Origin of the sequence: Streptomyces sp. NPDC050759, from assembly GCF_044456945.1 — a bacterium.
Classification (GTDB): Bacteria; Actinomycetota; Actinomycetes; order Streptomycetales; family Streptomycetaceae; genus Streptomyces.
Genome location: NZ_JBITGI010000003.1, coordinates 690,469 through 704,459 on the forward strand (window position 1 = coordinate 690,469; position 13,991 = coordinate 704,459).

The following is a 13,991-nucleotide window of genomic DNA, read 5'->3' on the forward strand; positions in this document are numbered from 1 at the left end:
CGCTTGCTCCTAGATGTGGGGGACGTCGTCGGGAATGACGTAAAAGGTGGGATGCCGGTAGACCTTGTCGCCGCTCGGCGCGAAGAAGGGGTCCTTCTCGCCCGGGGTGGACGCGGCGATGCTGTCCGAGCGCACGGCCCAGATGCTGACGCCCTCGTTGCGCCGGGTGTACAGGTCCCTGGCATGGGTGAGGGCCATGTGGTCGTCGGCCGCGCGAAGGGAGCCGACGTGGACGTGGCTGAGGCCGCGCCTGCCCCGGACGAACACCTCGTACAGCGGCCATTGCGCCTGGGTGGGAACAGCGGCTTGCGCCGGGACTCCATCGGTGCCGCTCATGCCGCCGCTCCTTCCCGCACCACGGCCGCCTGCCTGCGGGCGTGCGCGGCCGCGGCTTCCCGTACCCAGGCGCCTTCCTCGTGTGCGGCACGGCGCCGGGCGATGCGTTCGGCGTTGCACGGTCCGTCGCCGGCGATCACTCGCTTCAGCTCCTCCCAGTCGGGGGTGCCGAAGTCGTGGTGTCCGCGCTCCTCGTTCCACCGCAGTTCCGGGTCGGGCAGGGTGACGCCGAGCTTCTCGGCCTGAGGGACGGTCATGTCGACGAAGCGCCGGCGCAGTTCGTCGTTGGAGTGCCGCTTGATCTTCCAGGCCATGGAACGAACGGAGTTGGGGGAGTCGTCATCGGGTGGGCCGAACATCATCAGCGAGGGCCACCACCAGCGGTTGACGGCGTCCTGCACCATGTCCCGCTGTTCGTCGGTGCCGCGCATCATGGTGAGCAGCAGTTCGTAGCCCTGGCGCTGGTGGAAGGACTCCTCCTTGCAGACGCGGACCATGGCGCGTCCGTACGGGCCGTACGACGTGCGGCACAACGGCACCTGGTTGCAGATGGCCGCGCCGTCCACGAACCAGCCGATCACTCCGACGTCGGCGAAGGTCGGCGTCGGGTAGTTGAAGATGGAGGAGTACTTCTGGCGGCCCTCCATCAGCCGCTCGGTCAGTTCCGTGCGGTCCGCGCCGAGGGTCTCGGCCGCCGAGTAGAGGTAGAGCCCGTGACCGGCCTCGTCCTGCACCTTCGCGAAGAGGATGGCCTTGCGGCGCAGCGAGGGCGCCCGGGTGATCCAGTCGCCTTCCGGCTGCATGCCGATGATCTCGGAGTGGGCGTGCTGGGCGATCTGCCGGATCAGCGTGGCGCGGTAGCCGTCGGGCATCCAGTCCCGGGGTTCGATGCGCTGGTCGCGGGCGATGGTGTTCTCGAAGGCGGACTCCGGGCTCTGGGGCCCGGGTGACGTACTGGTCGGACTGTTCATGGTGTGCGTGTCCCGGTGTGCTCGGTGAGTGGGCGGATCAGCGGCCGTGGAAGGCCGGACCGCGGCGTTCGAGGAAGGCCGTGACGGCCTCTTGGTGGTCGTCGGTGGCGCCGAGCCGGCGTTGGATGACGGCCTCGCGCTCAAGCGCCGCAGGCAGGGGAAGGGAGGCCGCCGACCGGAGCAGCGCCTTGATCTCCCGGTAGGCGGCGGTGGGTCCCGCGGCCAGGGCGTGGGCCAGAGCCAGCCCTTCGGCGGCGGCGGAGCCATCCGGTACGACGCGGTGCACCAGGCCCCAGCGTTCGGCGTCCGACCCGGAGAAGTGTTCTCCGAGGAGCATGAGTCCGGCGGTCCGCGAGGGACCGAGCTGGCGGGCGAGGGCGCGGGCGACCCCGGAGTCGGAGGCCAGGCCGAGGCCGGTGAACGCGGTCGCGAAGCGGGCGCCCTCGGCGGCGACGCGCACGTCGGCGCAGAGCGCGACGCCGAGCCCGGCCCCGACGCAGGCGCCCTCGACGGCCACGACGAGCGGGATCCGCAGCGCGTGCAGCTCTTTGACCAGCGGGTTGTAGTCGTTGGGAAGGTTCGCGAAGGCCGTGGCCGGTGCCGTCCTCAGCAACCGGGCGTGCTCCTTGAGGTCCTGGCCGACACAGAAGTGTTTGCCACGCCCCGTGATCAGGGCCGCTCGTACCCCGCGTGCGGAATCCGTCGTGAGGCGCCGTGCCGCCATGAGGAGCGCGCTGCGCATGTGCGCGTCGAGCGCGTTGCCGCCGGCGGGTCCGCGCAGCTCGATGACGGCTACGGCGTCGGTGACGTCGTAGGAGACCCCGTAGGGAGCGGGGTGCCCCGGACTGCTCTCCTGAGTGGGGAGGGCCGAGTGGTCGTTCACTGCCATCGGTGGAACCCCTGACCGGTCTTGCGGCCCAGTTCGCCGCGGGCGACCTTCTCCCGCAGCAGTCGGGGCGGCGCGAACCGCTCCCCGAGCGTGGCGTGCAGGTGCTCGGCGATGGCCAGCCGTACGTCGAGCCCTACCAGGTCGGTCAGGCGCAGTGGGCCCATCGGGTGCCGGTAGCCCAGGCGCATGGCCGTGTCGATGGCCTCCGGGTCGGCGACCTCCTCCTCGACCATCCGGATCGCCTCCAGACCGAGGGCGAGGCCGAGGCGGCTGCTGGCGAACCCCGGCGAGTCCTGGACGACGACCTCCTGCTTCCCGAGGGTGTGCGTCCAGCTGACCGCCGCATCGAGAGTGTCCCGCGTGGTCTCGGGACCGAGGACCAACTCGACCAGAGCGGAGACGGGCACGGGGTTGAAGAAGTGCATCCCCAGGAAGCGTCCCGGTCTCGTCAGTGCCGCCGCGAGTTCGGTGACCGGAAGCGAACTGGTGTTGGTGGCGAGCACGCACCTTTCTCCCACGGCTTGTTCGGCGGCGGCGAGCAGCCGGGCCTTGAGCGCGGCGTCCTCCGGTACCGCCTCGACGATCAGATCGGCGTCGTAGGGCAGTTGTGCCGTCGAGGCCACGGCGGTGACGGGGCCCGGCACATCGCGGGCCGCGGGTTCGCCGAGCCCCCCGCGCTCGGCGGCCCGCCGCAGCCCGTTGGCGATCCGGTCCAGGGCGGCGGCCGCCGTCGCGTCGTCGTGCTCCACGACGACCACGGTGGACCCGGCGGCCGCGAAGGACTGGGCGATACCGGCGCCCATCCGGCCGCCGCCGATCACCCCCACGACCGCGGGTGGCGCTGATGCCGAGGTCATGCCCGGCTTCCGTTCTTCTCCAGGAAGCGCGTCATGCGCTCGGTCTTGTCCCCGCTTTCGAACAGCACGGCCTGGGCGAGGTCGTCGGCCACCGGATGGGCACCCGGGGCGTCCGTGATGAGCTTGGTGAGCCTCAGGGCGAGCGCCGAGGAAAGTGCCATCCGGTCGAGGAGGACGTTCGCCTCGGTGATCAGCCGGTCAGCCGGAACGACGTCCATGACCAGCCCGCAGGTGAGGGCGGCGGCCGCGTCGAGGTTCCGCCCGGCGAGCAGGATCTGTTTGGCCACCGATTCACCGACCAGTTCCCTGAGCCGCCAGCAAGCACCGGCTCCGGCGAGAACGCCCAGGCCCGGTTCGGGGTTGCCGAAGACCGCGTGCGGTCCGGCGATCCGGATGTCGCAGGCGTACGCCAGCTCGGCGCCGCCGCCCAGTGCCCAGCCGTCCACGGCGGCCACGGTGGGCAGGGGCAGCCTGCGCATCCGCTCGAACAACCGACTGTTGATCCCCCGCAGCGCGTCGTCCCGGCCGCGCCGCCGCAGTTCGGCGATGTCGGCGCCGCCGGCGAAAACACCGCCGTGCCCGGTGAGCAGCATCAGCTTCGGCTCGCGCTCCAGGTCCTCGCACACGCGGTGCAGTTCGGCGATCATGCGACCGCTGATCGCGTTGCGGGCCTCGGGCCGGTGCAGGGTGACGACGACCCGGTCCTCGCGCTGTTCGACCCGCAGCGTCTCGTACGTCATGTCCTCTCGCGTGCTCATACGCGCTCCACGAGCATCGACACGCCCTGCCCGACACCGACGCACATGGTCGCCAGGCCCCGCTGGGCATCCTCGCGTTCCATGCGGCCGAGCAGGGTGAGCACGATGCGGGCGCCGGAGCAGCCCAGCGGGTGGCCGAGGGCGATGGCGCCGCCGTCGGCATTGACGCGGTCCTCGTCGAGCTTCAGCCGGCGGACGACCGCCAACACCTGGGAGGCGAACGCCTCGTTCACCTCGACCGCGTCCAGATCGTCGACCGTCCAGCCCGCCCGCTCCAGCGCCATCCCGGTGGCCGGCACGGGCCCGAGCCCCATCAGGCGGGGGTCGACCCCGGCCGAGGCGGCGGTGACGACGCGGGCCCGGGGGGTGAGCCCGTACCGTTCGACCGCCGCCCCGCTCGCCACCACCAGGGCCGCGGCCCCGTCGGACAGCGGGGAGGAGTTGCCCGCGGTGACGATCCCGTCCCTGCGGAAGGAGGTCCGCAGCCCACCCAGCTTCTCCAGCGAGGTGGCGGGCCGAGGTCCCTCGTCCTGGGTCACCTCGCCGTCCTTCACCGGCACCGGGACGATCTCCTTGTCGAAGCGGCCTGCCTTCTGGGCGGCCTCGGCACGCCGGTGGCTGCGCAGCGCGAAGGCGTCCGCTTCCAGGCGTGTGATGCCGTCCAGGGCGGCGAGTTCCTCGGCGGTTTCGCCCATCGACAGAGTGGTCGCGGCGGGGAAGCGCGGGTTGGTGAAGCGCCAACCGAGCGGGGTGTCGTACGTCTCGCCGGGCGGGGCCCAGGGCGTGCCGGGCTTGGCCGTCACCCAGGGGGCGCGGGTCATCGACTCCACTCCGCCCGCCACGACCAGCTCGGCCTCACCAGCCCGTATCGTCTGGGCGGCCGACGCGACGGCGGTCAGCCCGGAGGCGCACAGCCGGTTGACGGTGTATCCGGGCACGGTGTGGGGCAGACCGGCGAGCAGCACCGCCATCCGGGCCACGTCCCGGTTGTCCTCGCCGGCCTGGTTGGCGGCGCCGAGGATCACCTCGTCGACGGCGTCGGCCGGGACGCCGGAACGCCGTACCGCCTCGCCGACGACGAGAGCGGCCAGGTCGTCGGGGCGTACGGAGGCCAGGGCACCGCGGTGGCGGCCCTGCGGGGTGCGGGCCCCGTCGATCAGATAGACCTCGTCAGGCATCGACGTGCTCCTCGGCGGTGGCGTGACGGCGGGACTGAAGGACCGAGAAGCGTCCGGTGACGAACGCCGGGTCGGTGAGGGCGGCGTTGGCGGCGGGGTTGGCCGCTGTGCCGTGGAAGTCACTGAACGCGGCGGACTGGTTGACGAACACGTGGCCGGTCAGGTTCTCCGACAGGTGCACGCCCGCTTCCAGGGCGGTCGTCCGCGCCGCCGTCAGCACGGCCTCGTCGGTCGCGTACACGGAAGCGGTCAGCGCGCCGTACTGCCGTATGCAGTCGTGAAGCAGTCGCAGACCGTGCGCGGTGGAGTCGGTGCCGATGACGAAGGAGACCGGCCCGAACCACTCGGTGGTGTAGGTGTCCTGGTCGGCCCCGGCATCGAGCCGGACCACCAGCGGGGAACGGACGACCGCGTCCGGGAAGTCCGGGTGGGTGACTTCCCTCGACGGATGGGCGGTACGGCCGAGCGTGGCCGCCTCCTCCACGCGCTTGAGTACACCGTCGTTCACGATCGCGCCGAGGGTGGCGGCCGCACGCGCCGGGTCACCGAGCAGTTTGTCCAGGGCGGCACCCAGGTCGGCGGCGAACTCGTCGGCCGTACGCCGCCCCTGGTCGGTCGGGAAGCCGTCGCGGGGAACGAGGATGTTCTGCGGGGTGGTGCACATCTGGCCGCTGTAGAGCGACAGGGAGAACGCCAGGTTGCACAGCAGTCCGGCGTAGTCGTCCGTGGAGTCCACGACGACGGTGTTGAGCCCTGCCTTCTCGGTGTGGACGACGGCCTGGCGGGCGTTGGTCTCCAACCAGTCGCCGAACTCGCTGGAGCCGGTGAAGTCCACGATGCGCACATCGGGGTGGGTGGCCAGGGCGGGAGCGGTGCGCTCCTCGGGCTTTTCTGCGGCGAGCAGCACCACGTCCGGGTCGAAGCCGGCCTCCGCCAGCACCTCACGGGCGATCCGCACGGTGATCGCCAGGGGAAGTACGGCGCGTCGGTGCGGCTTGACGACCACCGGGTTGCCGGTGACCAGACTGGCGAAGAATCCTGGATATCCGTTCCAGGTGGGGAAGGTGTTGCAGGCGATCAGCACGGCCACGCCCCGCCCCACAGGCGTGAAGGTCTTGTCCATGACGAGCGGGCCGCCCTTGCGCTGCGGCTTGCTCCAGCGGGCCGCGGCCGGGTGGCGCTTCTGCTCGTTCCATGCGTGCGCGACCGCTTCGAGGCCTCGGTCCTGGGCGTGCGGACCACCGGCCTGGAACGCCATCATGAAGGGCTGGCCGGTGGTGTGCTGGACGGCGTGCGCGATCTCGAAGCTCGCCGCGTTCAGCCGGGCGAGGATCTCGGCCGCGACGCCGGCCCGGGTGTCGGGGCTTGCACGGCGCCATGTCGCCGCGGCGGCCCTGGCCGTCGCGACGGCCACCTCGGGTACCAGGGCCGGGTAGCTGACGCCGAGCGGGAAGCCGTAGGGCGAGATCTCGGTCGCGGGAACAGTGCCGGTGGCGGGGTGCCCTTCGAGGCGGAAGGGGTGGTCGAGGAGGTCGCGGAAGGCGGCCTCGCCCAGGTCGGGCGCCCCGGCTCCGTACGCGGAGGCGCTGGGGGTTTCGGGGTACGGCGTCCAGTAGCCGCGGTCGGCGGCACGGGCCACCGCCTGGTCGAGCAGTTCCGCGTGGCGGACGAAGAAGTCGGGGTGTTGGGCAGTGGTCACAAGGAGCTCCAGGCCGAACGTTCGGTAGGTGAGGGGGTGTGGTGCACCCAGGTTGACGTGAGGGAGAGGGGGGCGATCAGGCGTCGGCGAGCAGGATCGCGGGGCGTTCCACGCAGTCGGCCACATAGCGCAGGAACCCGCCGGCCACGGCGCCGTCGCAGACCCGGTGGTCGAAGCTGAAGGAGAGCTGCATGACCTTGCGGACGGCCAGCGCCCCGTCCACCACCCACGGCTTGTCCACGATGCGACCCGCTCCGAGCAGGGCGGCCTCGGGGTGGTTGATGATGGGCGTGGATCCGTCGACACCGAACACGCCGTAGTTGTTGAGGGTGAAGGTCCCACCCGTCAGACGATCGGGCGGCAGGCTTCCTGCCCGGGCGAGCTCGGTCAACCGGGACAGTTCGAGAGCCAGTTGTACGGTCGTCATGAGATGGGCATCGCGGACGACGGGGACGATCAGGCCGCGTTCGGTCTGGGCGGCGAAGCCGAGGTGCACCTCGTTGAAGCGGAGGATCTCCCGCCGATCGGTGTCCACCGTGGAGTTCAGCTCCGGGAAGCGTCTCAGTCCGGCGACGCAGATGCGCGCCAGCAAGGCCAGCAGCCCGATGCGGCGGCCGGGTTCGGCGGCCTCGAGTGTCTTCTTGGCCTGCAGCAGTCCGGTCGCGTCCACATCGACCCAGGTGGTGGCGTCGGGGATCTCGGTCCGGCTGCGGGAGAGCTTGTCCGCCACGGCGCGGCGCACTCCGCGCAGCGGGATGCGTTGCGGGCCGTCCGCTGCCGGCCGCTCCTGCGGCGCGAGGGCGAGGTCCGCCGACGGCTGGGCAGGAGCGACCGGTGCGATCTCGGGGTCCGTCGCCGCTCGCCGGACCTGCGCGAGGGCCTGCTCCACGTTTCGTCGCAGGACAACGCCTGCTGGACCGGAGGGCGCCACCGCGGCGAGATCGATCCCGTGCTCCCGCGCCATCCGCCGGACCAGGGGCGAGATCACCCGGGGAGCGTGCGGCCCGAAGGGCTGCGCCGCCTCGGTGCCCGTGCCGCCTCCTGTCGCGCCACCCGTGCGCCGGCGGCGGCGACGCGGTGCCGGGCCGTGGCCGGTGCCGTAGCCGATCAGAACATTGCCGGACCCGGCCTGTTCCTCCTCGCGGTATCGCTCCTCGGCGGCCGAGCCCCCAGCCGTGCCCTCGGCCTCGCCTGGGACTGCGGCGCCCACCGTGATCAGTGGTTCTCCCACGGCCAGCGCCGTGCCCGCCTCCGCATGCAGTCGCAGCACCGTGCCGGCGTACGGGACGGGCACCTCCACCGCGGCCTTGGCGGTCTCGACCTCGATGACGATCTGGTCGATCGTCACCGTGTCGCCGACCGCGACCTTCCACTCGACGATCTCGGCCTCGGTCAGGCCCTCGCCGAGGTCGGGCAGCCGGAACAACTGCTCCTGGAGCGTTGCGGTGGTCATGCGACCGCTCCCTTCAACAGGTGCCGGGTGTCCGGCTCGTCGTCGAGCTGGAGGCGGTCGACGGCGTCGAGGATCCGCTCGACGCCGGGCAGGTGCGCGTGCTCGAGCTTCGGGGGCGGATACGGAATGTCGAAGCCCGCGACCCTCAGGACAGGTGCGGCCAGCGAATGAAAGCAGCGTTCCTGTACCCGCGCGGCGATCTCCGCCCCGACCCCGGCGAAACCCTGGGCCTCCTGCACGACCAGGCAGCGCCCGGTCCGGCGGACGGATGCCGTCACCGTCTCGTCGTCGAAGGGCACCAGCGTCCGCAGGTCCACGACCTCGAGCTCGATGCCCTCGACCGCTGCGGCTTCGGCGGCGGCCAGGGCCACCGGAACCGACGGACCGTACGCGACGACCGTGGCGTCGCGGCCCTCCCGCCGGACCGCCGCCCGCCCGAACGGCTGCGCGGCGCGCTGCTGCAGGTCGGTGTCCTCCTTGGACCAGTACAGCTTCTTCGGCTCCAGGAAGACGACCGGGTCGGGGTCGGCCACGGCGTCGCGCAGCAGCCAGTACGCGTCCTCGGTCGTGGCCGGGGTGACGACCTTCAGACCCGGGGTGTGTGCGTAGTACGCCTCGCTGGAGTCGCAGTGGTGCTCGACACCGCCGATCCCACCCGCGTACGGGATGCGAATCACCATGGGCAGCGTGAGCCGCCCCCGGGTCCGGTTGCGCAGCTTGGCGACATGCGAGGCGATCTGCTCGAACGCCGGATACGCGAAGGCGTCGAACTGCATCTCCACCACGGGCCGGAAGCCGCCCATGGCCATGCCGACAGCCAGTCCGACGATGCCGGCCTCGGCCAGCGGGGTGTCGAAGCACCGTTGCTCACCGAAGTCGCGGGTCAGCCCGTCGGTGATCCGGAAGACGCCGCCGAGCCGGCCGACGTCCTCGCCGAAGACGAGCACCCGCTCGTCCTCGCGCAGCGCGTCACGCAGTGCGGTGTTCAGCGCCTGCGCCATCGTGACCTTGGCCATGGCCGTCAGCTCTCCTGGGTGTGAAGTACGGGGGAAGCGGCGTCCTCGGCCAGCTCGGCTGCCAACAGGGCGCGCTGCTCGCGCAGTTGAGGAGTCGGCTCGGCGTAGACGTGGTCGAAGAGTTCCAGCGGGTCGGCGACGGACTCCGTGTTCATGCCCGCGCGCAGCTCGGCGGCCCGGGCCTCCGCCTCCTCCCTCACCGCCGCGACGAACTCGTCGGTCAGTACGCCGCGGCCGCGCAGGTACGTCTCCAGGCGGTCGACGGGGTCGGCGGCCCGCCACTGCTCGACCTCGCCGTCCTCGCGGTAGCGGGTGGCGTCGTCGGCGTTGGTGTGCGCGTCCATGCGGTAGGTGTGCGCCTCGACGAGCACCGGACCGTGGCCCGCCCGGGCGTGCGCCACGGCCGCGGTCAGCACCGCCAGCACCGCCACCAGGTCGTTGCCGTCGACCTGCTCGGAGCGGACCCCGTGACCGATGCCCTTGTACGCGAGTGCGGGCGCCGCGGTCTGCCGGGCCAGCGGCACGGAGATCGCGTACTTGTTGTTCTGCACGAAGAACACGACCGGGGCACGGAAGACGGCGGCGAAGTTCAGCGCCTCGTGGAAGTCCCCCTCGCTGGTCGCGCCGTCGCCGGCGAGCGCCATGGCCACGCCGTCCCCGCCCGTGCGGCGCAGGGAGTCGGCCATGCCGGTCGCGTGCAGCACCTGGGTGGCCAGCGGGGTGCACTGGGGCGCGACCCGGGTGGCGGCGGGATCGTAACCGCAGTGCCAGTCGCCGCGCAGCAGCGTCAGCACCTCGACCGGGTCGATGCCGCGGGTCACCAGGGCGACGGAGTCGCGGTAGGTCGGGAACAGCCAGTCGTCGGGGCGCAGTGCCAACACCGCCCCGATCTGGCAGGCCTCCTGGCCCCGGCTGGACGGGTAGACGGCGAGGCGGCCCTGCTTGGTCAGGGCGGTCGCCTGGGTGTCGAACCGGCGGCCCAGGACCATCTGCCGCCAGGCCTCGAGCAGGGCCTCGACCGGGGGCTCGGCGTAGTCGGCCGGCCGCCTGGCGACGGGCGTGCCGTCCTCGGCCACGAACCGCACCGGCACGAGGGACGGCAAGAGGCCCTGGACCGTCTGGCGGAGGCTCTTCACGGACATCGGAGGGCACTCACTTTCTCTGGACACTTGACAGGAGAATGGTGGCCACCACGGAATATGTGTTCAATAGCTCCGCCGAACTGGCGATGAACTGCCGAACACCAGCGTCCGGGAGAACAAAGTGTCCGAGGAAAACTCGCCGTCGGCGGCAGTGGCCGGACGAACTGCCGTCCCGCTCGACGACATCGACCGGCAGATCCTGAGCCGGCTCCTCGAGGACGGCCGGATCTCGGTCCGCGCCCTCGCAGAGCAGGTACACATCTCCCGGGCGAACGCCTACACCCGCATCGGCCGGCTCGTGGCGGAGGACGTCATCACCGGCTTCACCGCGCAGCTCAACGCCCAGCGGGCGGGCCTCGGCACCAGCGCCTACGTCATGCTGGGAATCGAGCAGAACGCCTGGCGCGACATCTCCCGCGAGCTGTGCAAGATCCCCTACGTGGAGCACGTCGCCCTCGTCACCGGCGACTTCGATGTCCTGGTGGTCGTGCGCACCCCGGACAACCTGGTGCTGCGCCAGGTCGTGCTGGAGAAGGTCCAGGGGATCCCCGGAGTGCGTTCCACCCGCACCTGGCTCGTCTTCGACGAGGTGCGGGGGCCCGGCGCCGTCTGGAGCGGCTGAACCCGACCGGCCCGGTCATACGTCGACCAGCGCGGCGGCGACACCGGGGTCCGGCACGGGAACCTCGTACCCACCCGGCACCGGCACCGCCGGGGTCGCGTGCCGCCTCGAGCGCACCACCCGGAACCGTCCGGTGACGAAGTGGGCGCCCGCCCCCGGCAGTTCGGCGTGAGCCGAGGACGGGTCGGCGGGCAGGTCGTCGAGGTTCTCCACCAGATGCACACCGGCGTCCAGCGCCGCCGTCTCGGCCGCCGCCAGCACCAGCGGGTCGGTGGAGTGCACCGAGGCGTACAGCGCGCCATGCCGCGCCACCGTACGGCGCAGGATCGCCAGGCTGTGCGAAGCCGAGTCGGTGCCCACCAGGAAGGAGACCGGCCCGGGCCACTCGCGCGTGTAGACCTGCTCGTCCGAGGCGCGCAGCCGCACCAGCAGCGGGCTGCGCAGGTCGGCACGCGCGTGGTCGGGATGGGCCACGCGACCGGAGGCGTGCAGGACGGGGCCGTAGCGGGCGGCCTCCGCCAGGACGTCACGCACCTCGCCGAAGGGGATCGCACCCAGCACCCTCGCGGCGCGTGCGGGATGCCCGAGCAGCCGGTCCACGGCGTCGCCGAGGTCGGCGCCGAGGTCCCGCAGCGTCTTGTGCCCCTCGTCGGTGCTGAAGCCCGACTCCGGCACCAGGATGTTCTGCGGCGTGGTGCGCGCCATTCCGTTGCACCGGCACAGGGAGAGGCCGAGCCCCCTGACCAGACCCCGGTAGTCGTCGGTCGAGTCCACGACCACCGTGTTCAGCCCGGTCCGGTGGGCGAACACGACGGCCTGGCGGGCGTGTTGCTCCAGCCAGTCGGCGAAGCGCGCGCAGCCCGTGAAGTCGACGATGCGCACTGCCGGGTCCGTGGCCAGCCGCCGGTGCACCTGCCGTTCCGGTTCAGCCACGGCCAGCGTGACGAGATCCGGGGAGTGGCCGGCCTCCGCGAGCACCTGCCGGGCGACCCGCACGGTGATCGCCAGCGGCAGCACCGAGCGTGGGTGCGGAGCCACGACGACCGGGTTGCCGGTCACCAGGCTGGCGAACAGGCCCGGAAGGCCGTTCCACAGCGGGAAGTCCGAACAGCCGACGAGCAGCGACACCCCGCGGGGCGCCAGGACCGAGGTGCCCCGCAGCGGTTGCCCGCCGCCTTCGGCGCTCGCCCAGCGCAGCTCGGTCGGGACCCGTTCCGACTCGGCGAAGGCCTGGGCCACGGTCTCCAGGGCGCGGTCCTGGGCGCGCGGCCCGGCGGCGCGGAAGGCCGCCTGAAGGGGCTGACCGGTGGTGTGGTGCACCGCGAGGGCCAGTTCGTGGCTGCGGGTGTTGAGCCGGCGCAGAATCTCCACGGCGAGCCCGGCCCGCTGGTACAGCCCGGCCGCCCGCCAGCCGGCCGCGGCTCGCCCGGCCGCGGCAACCAGCTCCCTGGGATCACAGCGCGGGTAGTCGATGGCGAGATCGACCCCGTACGGCGACGACTCCGTTCGCGCGCGGCCGAGTTCGCCGGGCTGCCCCAGCTCGAACGGCCGCCCCAGCAGCGAGCGGAACACCTTCCCCGCGGTGCGGGTCGACCTCATGCCCGCGTCGGCCGCGTCCTTGTTGGTCGCCTCGGTGAAGGGGCGACGGCACTCACCGGCGTCGATCGCGCGCACGACGCTCTGCAGCAGCTCGCGGTGCCGCTCGTAGGGACCGGGGCCCATGGCCGTCAGCCTCTCCAGCTCACCGCGAGCGCGAGCAGGGCGTCGTTCTCCTCCGGCAGCCCGATCGTCACCCGGACGCCCTCGCCCGGAAACGGGCGGACCACGACCTTCCCGTCGGCGCAGTGCCTGGCGAAGTCCGCGCTGCGCTCGCCGAACGGCAGCCAGACGAAGTTGGACTGGGAGTCGGGCACGTCGTGGCCCAGCTCCCGCAACCGTCCGGTGACACGGTCGCGTTCCGCGACGGTGCGGGCGGCCCGCCGGGTGACCTCCGCGCCCTCGCCGAGGGCGACGACGGCAGCTTGCTGGGCGAGCGCGCTGACGCTGAACGGCACCTGCGTGCGGCGCACGTGCGCGGCGATCCCGGGCGGCGCGACACAGTAGCCGACGCGCAGGCCGGCCAGTCCGTACGCCTTCGAGAAGGTCCGCAGCACCGCCACGTTCGGCCGGTCTCCGAGCAGCGCGAGGCCGTCGGGGACCAGGTCCGGATCGGCGTACTCCCGGTACGCCTCATCTACGACGATCAGCACGTCCCGGGGCACCCGGTCCGCGAAGTCGGTCAGGGCCCGCGCGCCGACCGCCGTGGAGGTCGGGTTGTTGGGGTTGCACACGAAGACCAGCCGGGTCCGGGCGGTGATCGCCGCGGTCATGGCGTCCAGGTCGAGGGTGTGGTCGCGCAGGGGCACGCGGACGGCCGTACCCCCCGCCACCGAGGTGAGGATCGGGTAGGCCTCGAACGACCGCCAGCCGAAGACGACCTCGTCACCCGGCCCGACGACCGTGTGCAGCAACTGCCCGCACACCTCGGAGGATCCGGCGCCCACCGCGATCCGGTCCGGCTCGACGCCATGGTGCGCGGCCAGGGCCTCGACGAGCGAGGCGGCATGCAGATCGGGGTACCGCGACACACCGCCGGCGGCCTCCGCGAGGGTTGCGGCCACGCCGGGCAGCAGCCCGTGCGGGGATTCGTTGCTGGCCAGCACGATGGCCCCGGGCAGTTTGCGGCCCGGGACGTAGGCGGGCAGCTGGGACAGGGACGCACGGACACGCACCATGCTGGTCTCGCTTCTGCAGCGCTGAGACCCGAGGCCTGGCCGTCGGGCACTTGACAGGGGAATCGTGAAGAAGGGACGAGAAGTACTCAACTGTTTGACGAATTCGCCTACAAATCGCCGAAACAGGACAGCTCTTCGGCAAACCGTCTTCCGGTGAGTCCCTCCGGTCCCCCGCTACGAGACGAACAGCGCGCCCCGCGTCGAGCACCGGGTCAGCGCCTTGATCACAGGCCGGACACAGCGTGCCGCCGAGGCTCCCGCCGTGGGTGAGTTGCCAGCAGACTGCTCGCCGCGTG

General features: G+C 72.0%; 13 protein-coding genes. 1 reads left to right on the forward strand and 12 read right to left on the reverse strand.

Annotated elements, in window-relative coordinates:
- Positions 1 to 9: 9 nt before the first annotated feature.
- The 10 genes from paaB to pdhA all read right to left on the reverse strand — a co-directional run bounded on the left by paaB (position 10) and on the right by pdhA (position 10,299).
- Positions 10 to 336 (reverse strand): 1,2-phenylacetyl-CoA epoxidase subunit PaaB, encoded by a 327-nt coding sequence (gene paaB / locus ACIBJB_RS13180; protein WP_398929698.1) that lies wholly within the window; start codon positions 334 to 336, stop codon positions 10 to 12.
- Positions 333 to 1,307, reverse strand: a complete 975-nt coding sequence (gene paaA / locus ACIBJB_RS13185; protein ID WP_398929700.1) for a 1,2-phenylacetyl-CoA epoxidase subunit PaaA — start codon at positions 1,305 to 1,307, stop codon at positions 333 to 335. The genes paaB and paaA overlap by 4 nt, the downstream gene beginning before the upstream one ends.
- Positions 1,308 to 1,344: 37 nt before the next feature.
- Positions 1,345 to 2,196, reverse strand: coding sequence for an enoyl-CoA hydratase/isomerase family protein (locus ACIBJB_RS13190; protein WP_398929702.1), 852 nt, complete (start codon positions 2,194 to 2,196; stop codon positions 1,345 to 1,347).
- A complete protein-coding gene (locus ACIBJB_RS13195; protein WP_398929704.1) occupies positions 2,187 to 3,053 on the reverse strand; it encodes a 3-hydroxyacyl-CoA dehydrogenase family protein in 867 nt (288 codons plus the stop codon). The genes ACIBJB_RS13190 and ACIBJB_RS13195 overlap by 10 nt, the downstream gene beginning before the upstream one ends.
- Positions 3,050 to 3,811: an enoyl-CoA hydratase/isomerase family protein gene (locus ACIBJB_RS13200; RefSeq protein WP_398929706.1), complete on the reverse strand. Its 762-nt coding sequence runs from the start codon at positions 3,809 to 3,811 to the stop codon at positions 3,050 to 3,052. Before ACIBJB_RS13200 ends, ACIBJB_RS13195 begins: the two co-directional genes overlap by 4 nt.
- Positions 3,808 to 4,989, reverse strand: coding sequence for a thiolase family protein (locus ACIBJB_RS13205; RefSeq protein ID WP_398929708.1), 1,182 nt, complete (start codon positions 4,987 to 4,989; stop codon positions 3,808 to 3,810). Before ACIBJB_RS13205 ends, ACIBJB_RS13200 begins: the two co-directional genes overlap by 4 nt.
- Complete coding sequence (gene paaN / locus ACIBJB_RS13210) at positions 4,982 to 6,688, reverse strand: phenylacetic acid degradation protein PaaN (protein WP_398929710.1); 1,707 nt, start codon at positions 6,686 to 6,688, stop codon at positions 4,982 to 4,984. The genes ACIBJB_RS13205 and paaN overlap by 8 nt, the downstream gene beginning before the upstream one ends.
- 76 nt (positions 6,689 to 6,764) lie before the next feature.
- Positions 6,765 to 8,141, reverse strand: coding sequence for a dihydrolipoamide acetyltransferase family protein (locus tag ACIBJB_RS13215; protein WP_398929712.1), 1,377 nt, complete (start codon positions 8,139 to 8,141; stop codon positions 6,765 to 6,767).
- Positions 8,138 to 9,157 carry an alpha-ketoacid dehydrogenase subunit beta gene (locus tag ACIBJB_RS13220; protein WP_398929714.1) on the reverse strand — a complete coding sequence of 340 codons (1,020 nt, stop codon included), beginning with the start codon at positions 9,155 to 9,157 and terminating at the stop codon, positions 8,138 to 8,140. Before ACIBJB_RS13220 ends, ACIBJB_RS13215 begins: the two co-directional genes overlap by 4 nt.
- Before the next feature lie 5 nt (positions 9,158 to 9,162).
- The gene (pdhA, locus tag ACIBJB_RS13225; RefSeq protein ID WP_398929716.1) at positions 9,163 to 10,299 is read right to left on the reverse strand and encodes a pyruvate dehydrogenase (acetyl-transferring) E1 component subunit alpha; all 1,137 of its coding nucleotides are present in this window, start codon (positions 10,297 to 10,299) and stop codon (positions 9,163 to 9,165) included.
- A 121-nt stretch (positions 10,300 to 10,420) separates the two neighbouring features.
- On the opposite strand from pdhA, the gene ACIBJB_RS13230 reads away from it, so the two are divergent.
- Positions 10,421 to 10,921, forward strand: coding sequence for an Lrp/AsnC family transcriptional regulator (locus ACIBJB_RS13230; RefSeq protein ID WP_398929718.1), 501 nt, complete (start codon positions 10,421 to 10,423; stop codon positions 10,919 to 10,921).
- Positions 10,922 to 10,936: 15 nt separating this feature from the next.
- On the opposite strand, the gene ACIBJB_RS13235 is transcribed toward ACIBJB_RS13230, so the two are convergent.
- Complete coding sequence (locus ACIBJB_RS13235; protein WP_398929720.1) at positions 10,937 to 12,643, reverse strand: aldehyde dehydrogenase family protein; 1,707 nt, start codon at positions 12,641 to 12,643, stop codon at positions 10,937 to 10,939.
- A gap of 5 nt (positions 12,644 to 12,648) precedes the next feature.
- Complete coding sequence (gene hisC / locus ACIBJB_RS13240; protein ID WP_398929722.1) at positions 12,649 to 13,695, reverse strand: histidinol-phosphate transaminase; 1,047 nt, start codon at positions 13,693 to 13,695, stop codon at positions 12,649 to 12,651.
- Positions 13,696 to 13,991: the final 296 nt, after the last annotated feature.

Excerpts from the sequence above, each read along its gene's own strand:
- pdhA (WP_398929716.1), bottom strand. The coding sequence starts at position 10,299 with ATGTCCGTGAAGAGCCTCCGCCAGACGGTCCAGGGCCTCTTGCCGTCC.
- paaA (WP_398929700.1), bottom strand. The coding sequence starts at position 1,307 with ATGAACAGTCCGACCAGTACGTCACCCGGGCCCCAGAGCCCGGAGTCC.
- ACIBJB_RS13205 (WP_398929708.1), bottom strand. The coding sequence starts at position 4,989 with ATGCCTGACGAGGTCTATCTGATCGACGGGGCCCGCACCCCGCAGGGC.
- ACIBJB_RS13195 (WP_398929704.1), bottom strand. The coding sequence starts at position 3,053 with ATGACCTCGGCATCAGCGCCACCCGCGGTCGTGGGGGTGATCGGCGGC.
- ACIBJB_RS13200 (WP_398929706.1), bottom strand. The coding sequence starts at position 3,811 with ATGAGCACGCGAGAGGACATGACGTACGAGACGCTGCGGGTCGAACAG.
- ACIBJB_RS13190 (WP_398929702.1), bottom strand. The coding sequence starts at position 2,196 with ATGGCAGTGAACGACCACTCGGCCCTCCCCACTCAGGAGAGCAGTCCG.
- ACIBJB_RS13220 (WP_398929714.1), bottom strand. The coding sequence starts at position 9,157 with ATGGCCAAGGTCACGATGGCGCAGGCGCTGAACACCGCACTGCGTGAC.
- paaB (WP_398929698.1), bottom strand. The coding sequence starts at position 336 with ATGAGCGGCACCGATGGAGTCCCGGCGCAAGCCGCTGTTCCCACCCAG.
- ACIBJB_RS13215 (WP_398929712.1), bottom strand. The coding sequence starts at position 8,141 with ATGACCACCGCAACGCTCCAGGAGCAGTTGTTCCGGCTGCCCGACCTC.
- hisC (WP_398929722.1), bottom strand. The coding sequence starts at position 13,695 with ATGGTGCGTGTCCGTGCGTCCCTGTCCCAGCTGCCCGCCTACGTCCCG.
- ACIBJB_RS13235 (WP_398929720.1), bottom strand. The coding sequence starts at position 12,643 with ATGGGCCCCGGTCCCTACGAGCGGCACCGCGAGCTGCTGCAGAGCGTC.